At 53.9% G+C, this 14,520-nt stretch carries 14 protein-coding genes and 1 pseudogene; 2 read left to right on the forward strand and 13 right to left on the reverse strand.

Annotated features, from left to right (window positions below):
- Window positions 1-213: 213 nt before the first annotated feature.
- The 13 genes and pseudogenes from QU481_RS19850 to QU481_RS19910 form a co-directional block, all read right to left on the reverse strand.
- Window positions 214-1,887 (reverse strand): TadG family pilus assembly protein, encoded by a 1,674-nt coding sequence (locus tag QU481_RS19850; RefSeq protein WP_289831737.1) that lies wholly within the window; start codon window positions 1,885-1,887, stop codon window positions 214-216.
- A 68-nt stretch (window positions 1,888-1,955) separates the two neighbouring features.
- Window positions 1,956-2,300: a DUF3613 domain-containing protein gene (locus QU481_RS19855; RefSeq protein WP_289831738.1), complete on the reverse strand. Its 345-nt coding sequence runs from the start codon at window positions 2,298-2,300 to the stop codon at window positions 1,956-1,958.
- Window positions 2,301-2,564: 264 nt separating this feature from the next.
- Window positions 2,565-3,395, reverse strand: coding sequence for a tetratricopeptide repeat protein (locus tag QU481_RS19860; protein ID WP_289831739.1), 831 nt, complete (start codon window positions 3,393-3,395; stop codon window positions 2,565-2,567).
- A gap of 17 nt (window positions 3,396-3,412) precedes the next feature.
- A complete protein-coding gene (locus QU481_RS19865; protein WP_289831740.1) occupies window positions 3,413-4,387 on the reverse strand; it encodes a type II secretion system F family protein in 975 nt (324 codons plus the stop codon).
- 16 nt (window positions 4,388-4,403) lie between these two features.
- Complete coding sequence (locus QU481_RS19870) at window positions 4,404-5,327, reverse strand: type II secretion system F family protein (protein ID WP_289831741.1); 924 nt, start codon at window positions 5,325-5,327, stop codon at window positions 4,404-4,406.
- Window positions 5,320-6,630, reverse strand: a complete 1,311-nt coding sequence (locus tag QU481_RS19875) for a TadA family conjugal transfer-associated ATPase (protein WP_289831742.1) — start codon at window positions 6,628-6,630, stop codon at window positions 5,320-5,322. Before QU481_RS19875 ends, QU481_RS19870 begins: the two co-directional genes overlap by 8 nt.
- A 3-nt stretch (window positions 6,631-6,633) precedes the next feature.
- The gene (locus QU481_RS19880; RefSeq protein ID WP_289831743.1) at window positions 6,634-7,878 is read right to left on the reverse strand and encodes a hypothetical protein; all 1,245 of its coding nucleotides are present in this window, start codon (window positions 7,876-7,878) and stop codon (window positions 6,634-6,636) included.
- 57 nt (window positions 7,879-7,935) lie between these two features.
- Window positions 7,936-9,258 carry a type II and III secretion system protein family protein gene (locus tag QU481_RS19885; RefSeq protein ID WP_289831744.1) on the reverse strand — a complete coding sequence of 441 codons (1,323 nt, stop codon included), beginning with the start codon at window positions 9,256-9,258 and terminating at the stop codon, window positions 7,936-7,938.
- Window positions 9,259-9,299: 41 nt separating this feature from the next.
- Window positions 9,300-10,247 carry a Flp pilus assembly protein CpaB gene (gene cpaB, locus QU481_RS19890; protein ID WP_289831745.1) on the reverse strand — a complete coding sequence of 316 codons (948 nt, stop codon included), beginning with the start codon at window positions 10,245-10,247 and terminating at the stop codon, window positions 9,300-9,302.
- 75 nt (window positions 10,248-10,322) lie between these two features.
- On the reverse strand, window positions 10,323-10,841 hold the full coding sequence (locus QU481_RS19895; protein WP_289831746.1) for a TadE/TadG family type IV pilus assembly protein: 519 nt from the start codon (window positions 10,839-10,841) through the stop codon (window positions 10,323-10,325).
- Window positions 10,831-11,358 carry an A24 family peptidase gene (locus tag QU481_RS19900; protein ID WP_289831747.1) on the reverse strand — a complete coding sequence of 176 codons (528 nt, stop codon included), beginning with the start codon at window positions 11,356-11,358 and terminating at the stop codon, window positions 10,831-10,833. The genes QU481_RS19895 and QU481_RS19900 overlap by 11 nt, the downstream gene beginning before the upstream one ends.
- A gap of 49 nt (window positions 11,359-11,407) precedes the next feature.
- On the reverse strand, window positions 11,408-11,584 hold the full coding sequence (locus tag QU481_RS19905) for a Flp family type IVb pilin (RefSeq protein ID WP_289831748.1): 177 nt from the start codon (window positions 11,582-11,584) through the stop codon (window positions 11,408-11,410).
- A gap of 640 nt (window positions 11,585-12,224) precedes the next feature.
- Window positions 12,225-12,670, reverse strand: a pseudogene (locus tag QU481_RS19910) (transposase); the annotation flags it as partial.
- A gap of 87 nt (window positions 12,671-12,757) precedes the next feature.
- Between QU481_RS19910 and QU481_RS19915 the strand changes: the two are divergent.
- Window positions 12,758-13,789: an IS110 family RNA-guided transposase gene (locus tag QU481_RS19915; protein ID WP_289831749.1), complete on the forward strand. Its 1,032-nt coding sequence runs from the start codon at window positions 12,758-12,760 to the stop codon at window positions 13,787-13,789.
- Between the two features lie 359 nt (window positions 13,790-14,148).
- A partial coding sequence (locus QU481_RS19920; RefSeq protein WP_289831750.1) for an IS110 family RNA-guided transposase occupies window positions 14,149-14,520 on the forward strand: 372 nt, incomplete at its 3' end.

Consider the following 14,520-nt stretch of genomic DNA (forward strand, 5'->3'; position numbering starts at 1 on the left):
GATTCCAACACTCGTTCTGTTTATGGTGCAGTAACCCACAAGAATTTATGCACCATTTTTTTGTCATCAACAACCGTTTGCAGCGCGCTATTTTTCCATACTTACGAAAACTTCGACACCGAATCTTGTCGGAGAGCTCGGCTTTCATCCATCACGTCAGAAAAGTGCTTTTTCAGCACACAACATGTCATCATCACGTAACGGAGCCTCGCCTCAGTACACCAGTTGTCCTTGGCCGCAGGTGAGTGAGAGGTTATGCACAGTGCTGTAGCCCAATTGCACGCCGAGAAGTTGCAACAACGGAACGAGGGCTGTCGACAGCAAGTTGAACACTGGCGCCAGCAAGGCCTGCAGAAGCGGCGTCAACAAAGCCAACAAACCATTGGTCAGCCCCAGGACATCAACAAACAGCAGATTGAGATGTAAAGAACTCAGTACGCTACTCAGCAACTGATTGGTCACATTGCTCAGCACTTGGCCGACATTATTCGAGTTTGCTGTCTGGTAATCATCCGCATCACCGACCACCGCGTTGAAGCTCAGCAGATCGGGAGAACCGCTATCAATGCTGAGGTTGAGCCCTTGCCCCGTCGACGACTTGGCTTGAACAGTGATCAGCCCAAGCACAGACGTGATCGTGGCTGGTTGATTGCACGACAACTTTATCGTGTTGTTGGTCAGACTGGCTTGAGCATCATCGCCTATGCATGCCGCCGCAATGCCGGGCTGAACGTTGATTGTCGCCATACTGGTCTTTGGATCGGTAGTGCACTGGATGCTCTGCAGCCAGGCAGTTCCTTGGCCGGCCTCAAGAGCCAATGGAATATTCAGCGCCGAAAAAGAAAAACCACCGACAGAGGGGCCTGCGCTCAATAACTGGATCCCAAGGAAAAGGCGAACTTGAGCAGCATGCGCGCTAGTCCTTGGCACCCCATTGGCATCCAGCCCAGGCTCCCCTGCTGCCAGCACTGGTGGCTGGATTATTTTTGCCTTCACCGTCACCGACGCTAGCGGGCTCAAATTGACAAGCCCTGCATCGAGGGTGATGGGTGCCTTGCCTGCCTGCGCCACCTCGGCAGCAACCATCACCGCATCCAGCACCCCGATCGATGCATTCAAAGCGGCATTCGGATTCGAAGCGTCCACTTGCAGCACCCCTGGTACCGCCGAAGTATTGCCCAGATTCACCGTCAAACCCTTGGGGATGCTCAGCGCCAGACTTTGCAATGCACCAACATAGGTCATGTCGGTCTGAGACAGCACCTTGGCCATCGCGAGCGTAAAGTCCTGGACGCTGATATTGGTCGCAAGCAGGTCTTGGATACTACCTGCGTTTAATTGCGCCATCAGACTTGTCAAGTTGATGCGGGCATTGGCCAGGCCGTTGTAGGAAACCAGGTCGAGATTGATACTCCCACCGACCAGAGCGCTTAACAATGAGTTCAATAAGCCCGCATTCAGACTGACGAGGCCGGTACCCAGTGTAAAGGAGTCGGTATTGGTCACCTTGGCGGTCGCATCGGCCGTAATCACCCGCGAGCCAAATGCGAAGAAGAACGGCACACTACGCTGAAGATGCACCTGAACAGCATTCGACGAGGCACCGTTTTGGGCGGAGAAATAAGTAGGAGCGGCATACATCGACGGGTCCCAGCGCCCACAGGTAACGGCTATCTGGTCCCCGGCCTGGGCCCCAAATCCATGCTGCTGTGTATTGGCCTTCGCATTAGTAGTCGGTACGCTGCAGCTGCTGTCCATCAACTGCACCCCAGCCAACGCCGCCATGTCTGCGGTACGTTGAAGTTCACGGCGCTGCATGAACACACTGCCGATATCGATCGACCCAAGCAGAATAATCGCGACACTCAGCCAGATCACCGCCATCACGGCCACTGCCCCACCTTGAGTGCGAGTCCCTGAGGTTGGAGCGTAGGCCGCCGCTTTCATCTCAATGCCTACCACCCGGATTGACCAGCATTTTCACCCCCGCTGGTCACCGACGAACTGAAAAATGCCGGAATCTTATGGTTGAAGCTCTCCAGATAGCGCGCATATGCCGCCGTTGCCTCGTCACCCAGCATGGGAAGCCGATTGGCACTTTGTTGTCCTTCCCGCTGCATGGCCAGCCAGGAGGTCGTGGCACTGCCCACCGGTGGTGATACGGCATTGTCGGCCGCCGCTGCTCGCGCCGAGGTGACCGATGCGCCCCCGCCCGGCGCCTCATCGGCTCGTGCCAACCAGGGAAGCAGCAACATACTCAATGCAACCACCACTAATCCAGTCTTCACCCTTACCGGCATAGCGCCTCCTTAATGTCTGCTCGTTGTCTTGCTGCGCACTCACATACTAAGGTTTTCACTAGTAATGTCACTTCCAGTGTTTTGTAACATGCTGATTTTGTACACGTTGTAAAGCTGGTCAAAATGACGCTACAAGCTGAAAGGTTAGTAACATCCAGCACCACCCGACAGCCTCACTACCGCTAGCCTTGGCGTCAGCGCGCACTTGACCTCTCCACGTATCGCTCTAAGGAACAAGCGATACAAACGAGGCTCCCAGCACTACTACTGCCCCATTCGAGCCAGGAAACCACTGGGCACCCCATGTTGCTGCACATCGGGTGATACCAAACCTTGACTGGTGACCAGCGTACTGTCGAACGACAAAGGTACAGATTCGCCTGTCGTGAGAGCCCCTGACCTGGCTCGGACACGCGCGTTGTGTTCAATCAATGCGGCCTCTTTGTAGATTGCCTGCCGCGTATCCAGCGACATCTTGGTGTGCTCAATCACTTCATTGGCCTCGATCTGTTGTCCCTCCACCATGAAGAACAGCGCCAGATTGCTCAGAATCTTCGGATTATTGCGATCCAACTCGACAGCCTGCATGATCGGCACCCTTGCACCCTTCACGTCCCCCATTCTCAACCTGGCGTAGCCCAGATCGCTTTGCAGCAAGGGATTGGTAGGGTCCAGCTCTGTCGCCTTTTGCAAAGACTTCGCCGCGGCAGGAAAATCCCCCTTTGCCCCGGCCAATAACCCCAGACCACGAAAACCGCTTGCGCCGAGCGTCGTGCCCAGCAACTTTGTGTAGTACTCGATGCTACGCTCCGGCTGAGCAGTCAAACGGAGCGCCTCGGCTCTGAGCAGCGTCGACTGAGGGGAAGCCCCCCACTGCCGCTCATAGGCATCGATATGAGCCAACGAGGCAAAGTACAACCCCTTTTGTTGCATCTGCTGGATCAGAGAAAGATACACACCAGGCTGATTGGGCAGCGTCGACTTTTCCGCAGCCTGTTGCCGTTCGATCTCCTGTACAGCCTGCTCTGCGAGCCCATAGCCGTTGACAGGCTTGCTAGCGCAACCTGCCAGCAGCAAACTGGTGCACACTGCCATGGATAACCAGCGCCTATTCATCCTCTTCCCCCAAGACGTGCTAAAGAACGTATTACCGCCAAAAAACCGGGGCCGGCCGTCACGATCAACAATGCAGGTAGCAGTGTAGAGACCATCACGGCAGTCATTTTCACTGTCAATTTGCCGATACGCTCTTTCATATTGCTGCGCCGGTTTTCCCGCAATCGCTCCCCAAACTGGCGTAACGGCTCTTGCACTGCCCCACCATACCGATCGACCTGCAGAATCAGACGGGTAATCGCGACCAGATCGTCATTCTGAAAAATCGTCGCCAAACGCTGAAACGACTGTTCACGCGAGCGCCCGGTCGCGAACTGACGATTGGCGATCTCCAACTCACGAGCCAGCACCGGCAGGATGGTCCGAAAATCGGCGCTGATTACCATCAGGCTCTGATCGATACCAAGCCCAACCCCTTGCAACAACCGCAATAAGTCGACAAACAACGGTAATTCCTCAGCAGCCCCTGCCTTTCGCTGATTGCCAAACCGGACCAAAAACCACTTGGGCAGCATAAACCCAATGGCAAACACGACAAACAACCACATCCAGAACCTAACGCCGTGCAAGCCATGGCCAAGCATTGCCAGCCACAGCAAAGGAACCAACAAGGCGGATAGCAAGCGGGCGCACAGAAAAACTGCACGGCTGCGAATATCGACAAAGCCACAGAGCTCGATCAGGCGTTGATCCTCTGCGGCCACCAAGGCTCGCCCCAAACGAGAATCCAGTCGTTGGCCTGCCAGCTTGATCAGTCGATCAAGCTGGCCCTTCAGCCCGTACGGAAGCGGCCCTTCAACACTCCCGCCTCCCTCTCGCTGTCGCTGCTCGGCACGACGGGCTACTGTCCTGACGATCAGCCGCTCCGCCCTTCCCTCTGCACGCGACTTCACCAGTAGCACGCTCGCAATCAACAGCAGTGCTATTGCCAGTAACGCTAGGCTAAGGACAAAAAGCAGGTCGGCACTCATCGTCTTCGCTCCTCTGTCACAGCCTGGCTAGCCGGAACAGCAAGAAGCTACCCAGCACTTGCAAACCAAAAGCGCCCACCAACAGCTTGATGCCCGACCCATCGTTCAACAGGGTGGCAAAATAGTGAGGATTGGTTGCCAAAATGAAAAAAGCCATCAGCATGGGAAGCAAGCCGAGCACCCAGGCTGACAACCGCACTTCGGCTGACAACGCCACCAGCTCGCGTTCCGCCTGCTCCCTATCTCGCATGAAACCCGCCATCCGTTCGAGGACGGTGTCCGCTCGCCCCCCGTACTTGACGCTCAAGCGCATCACCGAAGCCAATAGCGTCAACTCTCCCACCCCATAGGCCTGTGCAGTTTGGGCCAGTGCCTTATCGATCTCGAGCCCCGAACGCAATAACCGATTAACCTGCTCGAGACAGCTGCGCAAGGGTGGCTCCGTGTTGGCTATTGCAGACTGAAATGCCGACTGAACGCTGTTGCCTATGGTGATCAAGCGAACGATTGCATCGAGATAATTGGGTAACTGTCGCACCAACTGCCGGTGACGCTTGGCGATCCGCAGCCATAACGCAAATGCACCAAGTGCCCCACTAATCAGCACTCCAATCCCCAGACCGACAAAGCCCCCGAGCAAGAGGCCGGATAGCGCAAAGACACCCAACGCCGCACCTGCCGTCCGCATAAAAATCTGACGCCGTTCAATTCCGGCACGATTCAGCTGTATCTCAAGCCAGTTCTCGGCCGCCCTTGCCACCATTTTTTCAGGAGCGCGGCCCACCGTCTTGGCTTGAGTCGCCACAGGCTCAAGGCGACTATCGACAAATCGCTGCGCCAAATCCGCTGCTGCACGCTCCGAGGCGTGCTTCCAGAGCAAAATACCCAGCGCAACCAGCAGCAATGCCGCGCTGATGGCAAGCAACGCCAGCTTAGACATGAATGCCTCCGGCAAAAGACGATGCGGGCCGATATCGTGCCAACTTCGGTGAGTGAGGGCGCAGCCCCAACGACACCCAGTTGTCCTGCTCTACGTGATCTGCGTCCTCCTCCGCCTCGTAGCGGTATAACTCCTGCATCACGATGACGTTGTCGCTCATTCCATTAATTTCGGTCACCGACAAGATGCGGCGGCGTCCGTTGGAAAGCCGTCCGATCTGGACGATAAAGTCGATTGCATTGGCAATCTGCCTTCGCAAGCTGGACTCGCTACCTTGGAAGCCGGCAAAACCGGCCAGCATCTCAAGTCGATAAAGACATTCGCGCGGCGAACTGGCATGAATGGTACCCATAGAACCGTCATGACCCGTGTTCATCGCCTGCAACAACTCCAGCACCTCCGCCCCCCGCACCTCACCTACCACAATGCGGTCCGGGCGCATCCGAAGACTGTTCCTTAGCAGGTCGCGGATCGAGATCACACCATTGCCGTCAAAGCCGCCCGGACGACTCTCAAGGCGTACCACATGAGGGTGATTCAGCGACAACTCGGCTGTATCCTCAATGGTAATGACCCGCTCGGTCTCAGGAATGTAACCAGCCAGCACATTGAGCAACGATGTTTTCCCGGAACTCGTCCCACCACTGATCAGGATGTTGCACCGACTCTGTACGGCAGCCTCCAGCAAGTCGGCGATTTCCTGTGAAAAAGTACCAAGATGGATAAGATCTGCAGGTTTGAGAGGATCTTTCCGAAACTTCCGGATAGAAACCACAGGCCCATCGATGGACAAGGGCGAAATCACCACATTCAGGCGTCCGCCGTCGGGCAACCGGGCATCCACCATCGGGTTCGACTCATCGAGGCGCCGACCAAGCGGGGCCAGAATCCGACGCACAATCCTCAGCAGATGAGCATCGTCACTAAACCGAATATCCACACGCTGCAGTACGCCATGTCGGGACACATAGATATCCCGAAAGCCATTGATCAGGATATCCTCGACAGCCACATCGTTGAGCAAATCTTCCAGGGGGCCGAAGCCAGCCAGCTCTTTGGTCAGCGCATCCGCGATCAGGCCAACTTCACTCTCGTTGATCGGCACTCTGCGAGACCGGGCAAAATGCCCCACCTCCTGATCAACAAAGTGCTTGATCTCCCCCCGTGTCCATCTCCCAAACTCTGCCCCCAGCTCCTCGATACGACTGAGCAGATGATCATGAGCTGCGGCTTTGATGTCCTGAAATTGCTGCGAATTGGAAAATGACAGGACGTCGTCAGCAAATTGGATGTCCTTCGCCATGCGTTACCCCCTTTTCTTGGCAACAAGCCGGCCTATCTGCGATAGCAAAGAGACCCTCTCCTTGGACGGAGCGGGAGAGCTCGCTGGATTACCTGACATCAATCGAGCCAACAAAGGCTCAAGCGACCGGATATAAGGGTCTCGGGGCATCGTTTCGGCCAACGTTGTACCTTGGTTGGCAGCACGACTGATGAGCTGGCGACGGTCAGGCAACAGACCGAGCAGGGGCAACTTCACCTGCTTGGCAATCTGGTCGGCCCCCAGACCAAGTCGTGAATCGTATTTGTTGACCAAGAGCTGAAGAGTCTCCAAGTCGACCTCCCGCTCCTTTAGTGCATCAAGTAGCTCCACAGCTGAGACGACCGACGCCACATTTTGGTCACAAACCAGCCAACTCTCATCTGCGGCCCTGACCATTTGAGCGATGAAATCCAGGTTGGTGAATCCACCAAGGTCAATCAGCTGATTGTCGAAAAATGAACGGAGCCGTCCCAACAAGCCTATGGCCCCCGAATAAGAGATCTCCCGCATTTCACTTAAGTCTGGCGGAAGGGGCAGCAAGGCCAGTCCGCCACTATGACGACTGATCGCGGTATGGACGAAGGTTTGGTCGAAGCGTCGCAGATTCCGCACAGCGGATACAAAGTGAAAATCCGCCTGACTATTGAGATACAGCAGATCATCGGCTATGGGCAATCCCAGGTCGATCAGAATCGCCTGTTTGTTGATACGGCGCTCACGGCGATGCGTCATCAGCGCCAGGTTGGTGGCCAAAGTACTGACCCCCACCCCCACTCTTGCACCCAGCAAAACAGTCAACTTGCCATGGCGTACTGGCGTGCGTGACAGATTTGCCAAAAGTTCACCAACGATATTCTCGGCATCTTCGACAGGAGACTGGATGTCGATGAAGTTGCGCACTCCTGCCCGCAAGGCAGCAAGTGCCCCTCCACCCTCGGATGCCAACCCCACCGCAACAATCGGCAGCATCTCGAAAGACTGCCTTACTGCTGCGACAGCCTCAGTTGCTTTGGAAAGCCCATCCCCTGAAAAATCGATAAAAACCAATGACGGGTTAATGATCGCGATTCGTTGTAACAGCACCGACAATTCAAGAGAAGCAGACTCGGTCACACCAAGAGGGCCGAGTGCGTGCTGAAGCCATTGTGACCGCTCGGCCGACATAGAACCGAATACGAAATAATCACTGGTTGCCTGCTCGAGTGAAGTCTGCGCTCTTGCATTCATCACGCCACCGCCTGACCGTAAAATTATGCTACTCAATTATAAAAGCTTGTCGCGCCACTAACGGGAGAAACCAGGAACAACATCGGAAGATAGCGCCCCCTTCAGGAATGAGCTCCATACCGGCCCATCGCGTTGCTCACTATTCTCCCCCGGCAAAGGCGGCAAAGGAGCCCCCTTACCGATAGCTGAAACCAGGTGAGGCGTAACAATAATGACCAGCTCCTTATCGTTTTGCTCGTAATTCAGCCTCTTGAAAAAGGAGCCGATGATAGGTAAATCCCCCAGCAGCGGCACTTTATCGACATTTGCAACGGTATCCCGACTTACGAGACCACCAATCACGTAGCTATCTCCATCCCCTAATTCAACAGTCGTATCTGCTCGACGTGTGATAATGCCTGGCACCGAGACACCATTGATATTGATGGATCGAGCAAAATCGAGATCACTGGCCTCAGGCGCCACTTTGAGTGCAATTCGTTCGCGGCTCAATACTGTCGGCGTCAAAGTAAGCCCAATACCATAGGGTTTATATTGAATGGTAACAGTACCCAAACTTTGCGGAACCGGAACTGGTATTTCCCCACCTGCTAGGAAACTTGCACTCTGGCCAGATAGTGCCACTAACGATGGCTCAGCTAATACTCTGGCCATGCCATTGCTCTCAAGGATGCCAAGATTCCCGAACACGCCGCGACTATTCGACCCTGCCACAATATTGAAGGCCGAGGCAACGGGAGGCGTTGAGCTGAAGGTGATGGGAGGAAAAGTTATCGACTGTAGCGACGAGGGGGAAAAAAGCCCAAATGCGAAACCTGATGAACGCGTAGTGAACAAATTAAACCCAATATCCTTCAAAACTGACTTGCTGAACTCGACGACCTTTACATCGACCTGCACAACACCGCCACTGTTCACTATGGATTTGTCGATAATTGCACTACTCTTGCCACCGGCTACACCATTGACTCTACTCGTAGCGCTTCGATGGGCAAGCAAATCTGGGGCATTACCCGCAATAACGGTCATACCATTGTGAGAGACCATTTTGATATTGCTACCATCTTCCAATAGACCTGATACCGGATCAGTCACAGTAATCGCGTAGGTTTTTGGCTCGTTAAGGCCATTTTCCCATACCAGCAGATTGGTTTGCCCTGGAGACTTGGCAACCAACAACAAGCCTGATTTTTTGGTAACCAACACATCGGCCACAGATGGATCACCTATCGCGACGCGCTGTAAACCGCGGCTGACGGAAATCTGTCGCTGCATACCTGCCGCAATGCTGATCGTAGCTTCGCTACGGTCCGCAGCCTGGATAAAAGCTGCTGGCACAAACACCCCTAAAGCAACAATTAATACCTTCTTATTATTCATGGCCTATGCCTTTATTATATTTTTACAAGGAGTCACTATGGTCAATGACTGACCATTTCACGTTTTCCTCCTCGAATTACCTCAATTTCTGAAGCAGCAGGTTTACTATGAGCAGAAGGTAAGGCCAATGAAGATGCGGGCGGCATCACGGCGGGATGCCTCCGCTCATTCGACGCACCAGAAAAGCTTTGAAGGCCGAGCCCCGCAGCAGCACGAGTAGAACCATTGATTGTGGCCTTGCCATTGTCCTGAACCTTTAGAACAGATGACGATGCGGCAAAAAGGGTCGGATCGAGCACTTCGTTATCTTGGGGATTTCTTAGCGCAAGCAGCAACCGTCCTTCCGTCTCTGCCAAGGCAAGCTGATTGACTTGACCGACAGGGACTGCCAACACCGCAGTCCTTGCAACATCTTGCCGCGGCGAGAGGACATTGACACCAACAGTCTTAGCTGCCTGCCCAGGCCCATCAACCGATGTAGCGCCATAAGCCAGTACTCGCAGCTTAGACAGCAACAGTCTCGCCTGACTTTGTTCAACCTCTCCGTTATCTCGCTTCAGGTAGACAAATAGATCGACATAATCCCCTGGCTCGATTCTGTTTCCCACCGCATTGGTCTCATCTACCTTGATCGCAACAGCCCGCTCACCTACAGCAACCCTTGCAGCGAGGCCAGTTGCCATATGAGTAGCCAGCACAGGACTACCGGCCATCAAATCGATACTGGGAGCTTGCCCGACTACATCATCAACACTCTTGAATGAACCTTCAGGATTGATAGGCAATTTTTCCAGTCGCACCGCATCCGATGCAATCGGTTGTCCAGCTGGAAGAAGTTTGGTGGCAACTACGACGGGGTAAAGCGTAGAGATATTTGAAGGAGGCTTCACAATAGGTGCGGGATGCCGCCCCAGACTCCATGCATAGAGCGCAATGGACAAGGCTAAAAGCACCAGAATCACTGCAATGACTTTTGTTATATTCGCCATACCCCCTCCCTACCCATTCTTAATCGACACATTTATGCCAACTATTAGTTTTATTTTTTATGAATTATACTTCGTTCATCCAGACAAGATAGTTGCTGGGTTCAATTGAACAGTAGCAACACCCACAAGGTTGCTTGGCAATATCACACCCAATAATGGCAAAGGGGGGACCAGTGGGTTTTGAGCGTAATTATAATTCAAGGTCACCTTTATACACTGCAAGGTACCGTCATAGTCACAAGGTGCCACCACAGAGACACACCCGCCTGCCAAGTAGCTCTTCGGCAGCCAACCAATTATCGATTGCGCACTCAGGCAAGCTGCCGCAGCTCGAGCAGTCAAAGCAGCATTCTGGCTTGCTGCAGGCTGATACTTTAATGCCGCGCGGGCTCCTTCCTCTGCAGCCAAAGTCAAACTTTGTTGCGCCGCTAGGATCAGACCATAGGAAATGATGCCATAAAATATGGTAAAGAAAACGGGAAAGACCAGCGCAAATTCAATAGCCGATGCGCCACGATGAGCGCAGCGAGTAGCAGGCAACGTCTTTGACCCCACCCAGACAACCCTTTTACCCAGTTCTCGGCTATAGAACATAGGCGACCCCGATGTACAACTTCTTGAACAGCTCCGGATAATACGCAACCAAACCTGCGCTTATCGCTAAATAGCTAGCGTAAGGAATTTCATTTAACCGCAAAGCCTTTATCTGAAATGAGAACCGATATTGCTCTCCTTTACCACGGAGCCCGACTGACAGAGCCAGCCATAGAAATGCTTGGAAACCGGCCATGACACTCGCCACCACCCACACTGGCAGCAATGCTGACACACCCAGCCACAGACCAATGACGGCAAAAAACTTTACGTCACCAGCCCCCATCAACCCCATAAAGTAAAATGGCAGGAAAGCGAACAATCCGACAGCAAGCCCCGAAATCGCCACAAGCCAAGCTGTCCCGCCAGGGTGATTAACCAGCAAGAGTATTATCGCGACAATGCCCCCCACCCCAAGCAACTTGTTGGGTACTCGTCTCTGCACAAAATCAAATACAGCGACAGCACCCAACAAGAGCAGAAAGCAAGCTTGTTCCCACGCCGCTAACCCCTGCATTACCCCCCCGCCACAACTAATTTCTCACTGGCAAAGTGTTCAACTAGTTCTACTTTGTTGTTGTTGGCAATGCAGTAGCAATGCTACTAAACAAGTCTTTAATATCACCACCCAATGTGGTTAATACCCCAACCAGGCCTGCTGCAATCAAGCCCGCAATAAGCCCATACTCAATTGCCGACACGCCGCGCTCGTCACGAACAAACTGCTTCAACATCTCTTTCATAAAGCCCTCCCACTCGCTGTAAAAGCACTTAATCCTTAACTAAACCACCTATGCATTACCTGACAAAGGCAGATTTGATCGCGTTTTTCTTATTAAAATACTCTCTAGCTAAACCACACTAAAATCCAACGTTGCCTCCGGCAATTAGTAGAAACAATTCTTAAATTGTCTAGACTGTCAAATTGACTCGTTAAGGCAGGCCGTAGAAGTTATTGACAGCCAATCCCGAGAAAGGCCGAGCACGTGAGGCACGAACAGACAACACCGAGCTAGCCATTGAATCAAATATCTCCATGTCAAGAAAAAACACAGAACGAATGTCCTATGATACCTATTTTATATAGACTAATAGATATGCAAGTTCAAATGCATAGCAGTCTTTATGATCGATGGAACCATCGCACAAGATCGAGAAAGATAACTATTTGCAAATTTATTGAGACAGAGACCAAGAACACGGACGACAGACAACTGAAGAACACAAGAGGGCACCTCGAATTACCCACTTTTCGGCGAAGCATGACGTGCAGACCCGGCTCTTGAGGCAAGGTCGAGGATGTCGAGGCGCTTCAGCGTAAAGTTTTTCACTCTTTTTTGCGCCCCGATGGCCGTTGTGGCCACCATCGGCACCATTTGGGCGTTAGAAGGCCATCACGCCGGCCGCTTTCAGGAAGCACAGACGGCGTAGGTTGTAGCAAGCCGCCTTCCAGGTGGCACGGGCCAGACCGATGCTGCGAAGGACTTTGCCGCCTTGCTGCCCGAGGGCACCGAAGACATGCTCAACGCGGGCGCGGGTCTTGGCGATGCGACGGTTTCTCCCTTCCTGGCACACGGACAGCCGCCGATCTTTCTGGGCTTTGCGCTGGATATGCAGGCGCCAGCCCTTGCCCATCAGGCGGGCTTCACGTTGCTGATCGATGTAGCCTTTGTCGGCCCAGACATCGCGGCCGTATTACCCGGATCGAGCACCGCCTCGAAGTGTAGGGTGTCATGCTCGCTGGCCGTGGACACCACGATGCGCCGGATCAGCTTGTAACGCTTGTCGGCGCTGGCGGATAGCTTGTAGCCGAAGTAGGACTTACCATAATGGGATGGTCGCCCCTACCCGAAATGGCATCAGAGTGCCAATTTGTGGTGAATAAACATTCCCACTGATCGAGAGGAGCGGCCGAGATGAAGATTACGACTGTCGGTATTGATCTGGCAAAGAATGTGTTTCAGGTTCACGGCGTGGATCAGCAAGGTAAGACCGTGCTGAAGAAGCAGTTGAAACGGGATCAGGTAGCAGCATTCTTCGCCAATCAGCCACCCTGCCTGATCGGCATGGAGGCCTGTGGCGGCGCTCACTTCTGGGCACGGAAACTGGAAGCACAGGGGCACACCGTCAAACTGATGGCACCACAGTTCGTGAAACCTTATGTGAAGACCAACAAGAACGATGCCGCCGATGCAGAAGCGATCTGCGAAGCGGTGAGCCGGCCAACCATGCGTTTTGTGCCGATCAAGAACAGCGAGCAGCAGGCGGCGCTGGCCCTGCACCGCGCCCGGCAAGGATTCGTCAAGGCACGCACGGCCCAGGCGAATCAGATCCGCGGACTGCTCGCGGAACACGGGATTGTGATTCCCCAAGGGAGTTCCCATATCACCAAGCGATTACCGGCCATCCTAGAGGACGCCGATAACGACTTGCCTGGCACGTTCCGACATCTGCTAGCGCGACTCCGCGACAATCTGAAAGAGTTGGATCGGCAGGTGGGCGAACTGGAGGTCCAAATTCAAATCTGGCATCGCGAGAACAGTGCCAGTCGGAAACTGGCACAAATCCCAGGTATTGGCCCAATCACGGCCAGCGCCTTGGTAGCCACGATTGGCGATGCCAAAAATTTCAAAAATGGGCGACAACTGGCAGCCTGGCTTGGCCTAGTGCCGAGACAGCACTCCAGCGGCGGCAAACAAACCCTGCTGGGAATCAGCAAACGAGGGGACACTTACTTGAGAACCCTGCTAGTCCACGGCGCCCGGGCCGTAATTCGAGTAGCCGAAAGCAAGGTCCACTATGCGAGCAGTTGGCTGGGGAAGGTCATAGGACGGCGCAACAAGAACGTGGCGGCGGTGGCCCTCGCCAACAAAAATGCCCGGATCGTCTGGGCGCTACTAACACACGATCGGGAGTATGCCGCCTCTGACGAGGGATCCACTGCATGAACAGGCGTTTCGGTGCAACATGCTGGCCTACTAACCCCTACGGGCAACTAGGGGCATTGCAAACCCAGCACCAGCATGTAGGAGCAGAATAACAGCCCATAGCCCAAGAGAATTCCACTGATTGCACAGGCAATCATGATTTGATGGCAAGACAGGTCAGACCGTGGTCAAGCAAACCTGCAAGAAGCATTGCGCCTCGAGCGCGCCCTCATGATTAGGACTTGACCAGCGTATTCCATCAGGGACCGAGGCCAGTAGCCTTATCTAAAGTCCAATGAAATGGACGCCCCACCCAGTAGCGGCATCGGTGTGCCAGAGTGGAAGCGTCATCCACCACTCGAATGGAAGGGGCGTCCACTATGAACATTACGACAGTTGGTATCGATCTGGCGAAGAATCTGTTTCAGGTTCATGGGGTCAATGAACAAGGCAGGACTGTTCTCAAGAAGCTACTTAAACGTGACCAGATGGCAAGCTTCTTTGCGAATCTGCCTCCCTGCCTGATTGGCATGGAAGCTTGTGGCAGTGCTCATCACTGGGCACGGAAGCTGCGGAGCTTGGGCCACACGGTACGCTTGATGGCGCCCCAGTTCGTGAAGCCTTACGTAAAGACCAACAAGAACGATATGGCCGATGCCGAGGCCATCTGTGAAGCCGTGGCTCGACCAAATATGCGCTACGTTCCGGTCAAAAGCATGGAGCAGCAAGCGGTGTTGGCATTACATCGAGTT

The sequence above is a fragment of the Crenobacter oryzisoli genome, from assembly GCF_030385785.1.
In the GTDB taxonomy this organism is placed as follows: Bacteria; Pseudomonadota; Gammaproteobacteria; order Burkholderiales; family Chromobacteriaceae; genus Crenobacter_A; species Crenobacter_A oryzisoli.

What these genes read in the sequence shown, in the direction of transcription:
- QU481_RS19855 (WP_289831738.1), bottom strand. Translation starts at nt 2,300, where the DNA reads ATGCCGGTAAGGGTGAAGACTGGATTAGTGGTGGTTGCATTGAGTATG.
- QU481_RS19860 (WP_289831739.1), bottom strand. Translation starts at nt 3,395, where the DNA reads ATGGCAGTGTGCACCAGTTTGCTGCTGGCAGGTTGCGCTAGCAAGCCT.
- QU481_RS19865 (WP_289831740.1), bottom strand. Translation starts at nt 4,387, where the DNA reads ATGAGTGCCGACCTGCTTTTTGTCCTTAGCCTAGCGTTACTGGCAATA.
- QU481_RS19870 (WP_289831741.1), bottom strand. Translation starts at nt 5,327, where the DNA reads ATGTCTAAGCTGGCGTTGCTTGCCATCAGCGCGGCATTGCTGCTGGTT.
- QU481_RS19875 (WP_289831742.1), bottom strand. Translation starts at nt 6,630, where the DNA reads ATGGCGAAGGACATCCAATTTGCTGACGACGTCCTGTCATTTTCCAAT.
- QU481_RS19880 (WP_289831743.1), bottom strand. Translation starts at nt 7,878, where the DNA reads ATGAATGCAAGAGCGCAGACTTCACTCGAGCAGGCAACCAGTGATTAT.
- QU481_RS19885 (WP_289831744.1), bottom strand. Translation starts at nt 9,258, where the DNA reads ATGAATAATAAGAAGGTATTAATTGTTGCTTTAGGGGTGTTTGTGCCA.
- cpaB (WP_289831745.1), bottom strand. Translation starts at nt 10,247, where the DNA reads ATGGCGAATATAACAAAAGTCATTGCAGTGATTCTGGTGCTTTTAGCC.
- QU481_RS19895 (WP_289831746.1), bottom strand. Translation starts at nt 10,841, where the DNA reads ATGTTCTATAGCCGAGAACTGGGTAAAAGGGTTGTCTGGGTGGGGTCA.
- QU481_RS19900 (WP_289831747.1), bottom strand. Translation starts at nt 11,358, where the DNA reads ATGCAGGGGTTAGCGGCGTGGGAACAAGCTTGCTTTCTGCTCTTGTTG.
- QU481_RS19905 (WP_289831748.1), bottom strand. Translation starts at nt 11,584, where the DNA reads ATGAAAGAGATGTTGAAGCAGTTTGTTCGTGACGAGCGCGGCGTGTCG.
- QU481_RS19915 (WP_289831749.1), top strand. Translation starts at nt 12,758, where the DNA reads ATGAAGATTACGACTGTCGGTATTGATCTGGCAAAGAATGTGTTTCAG.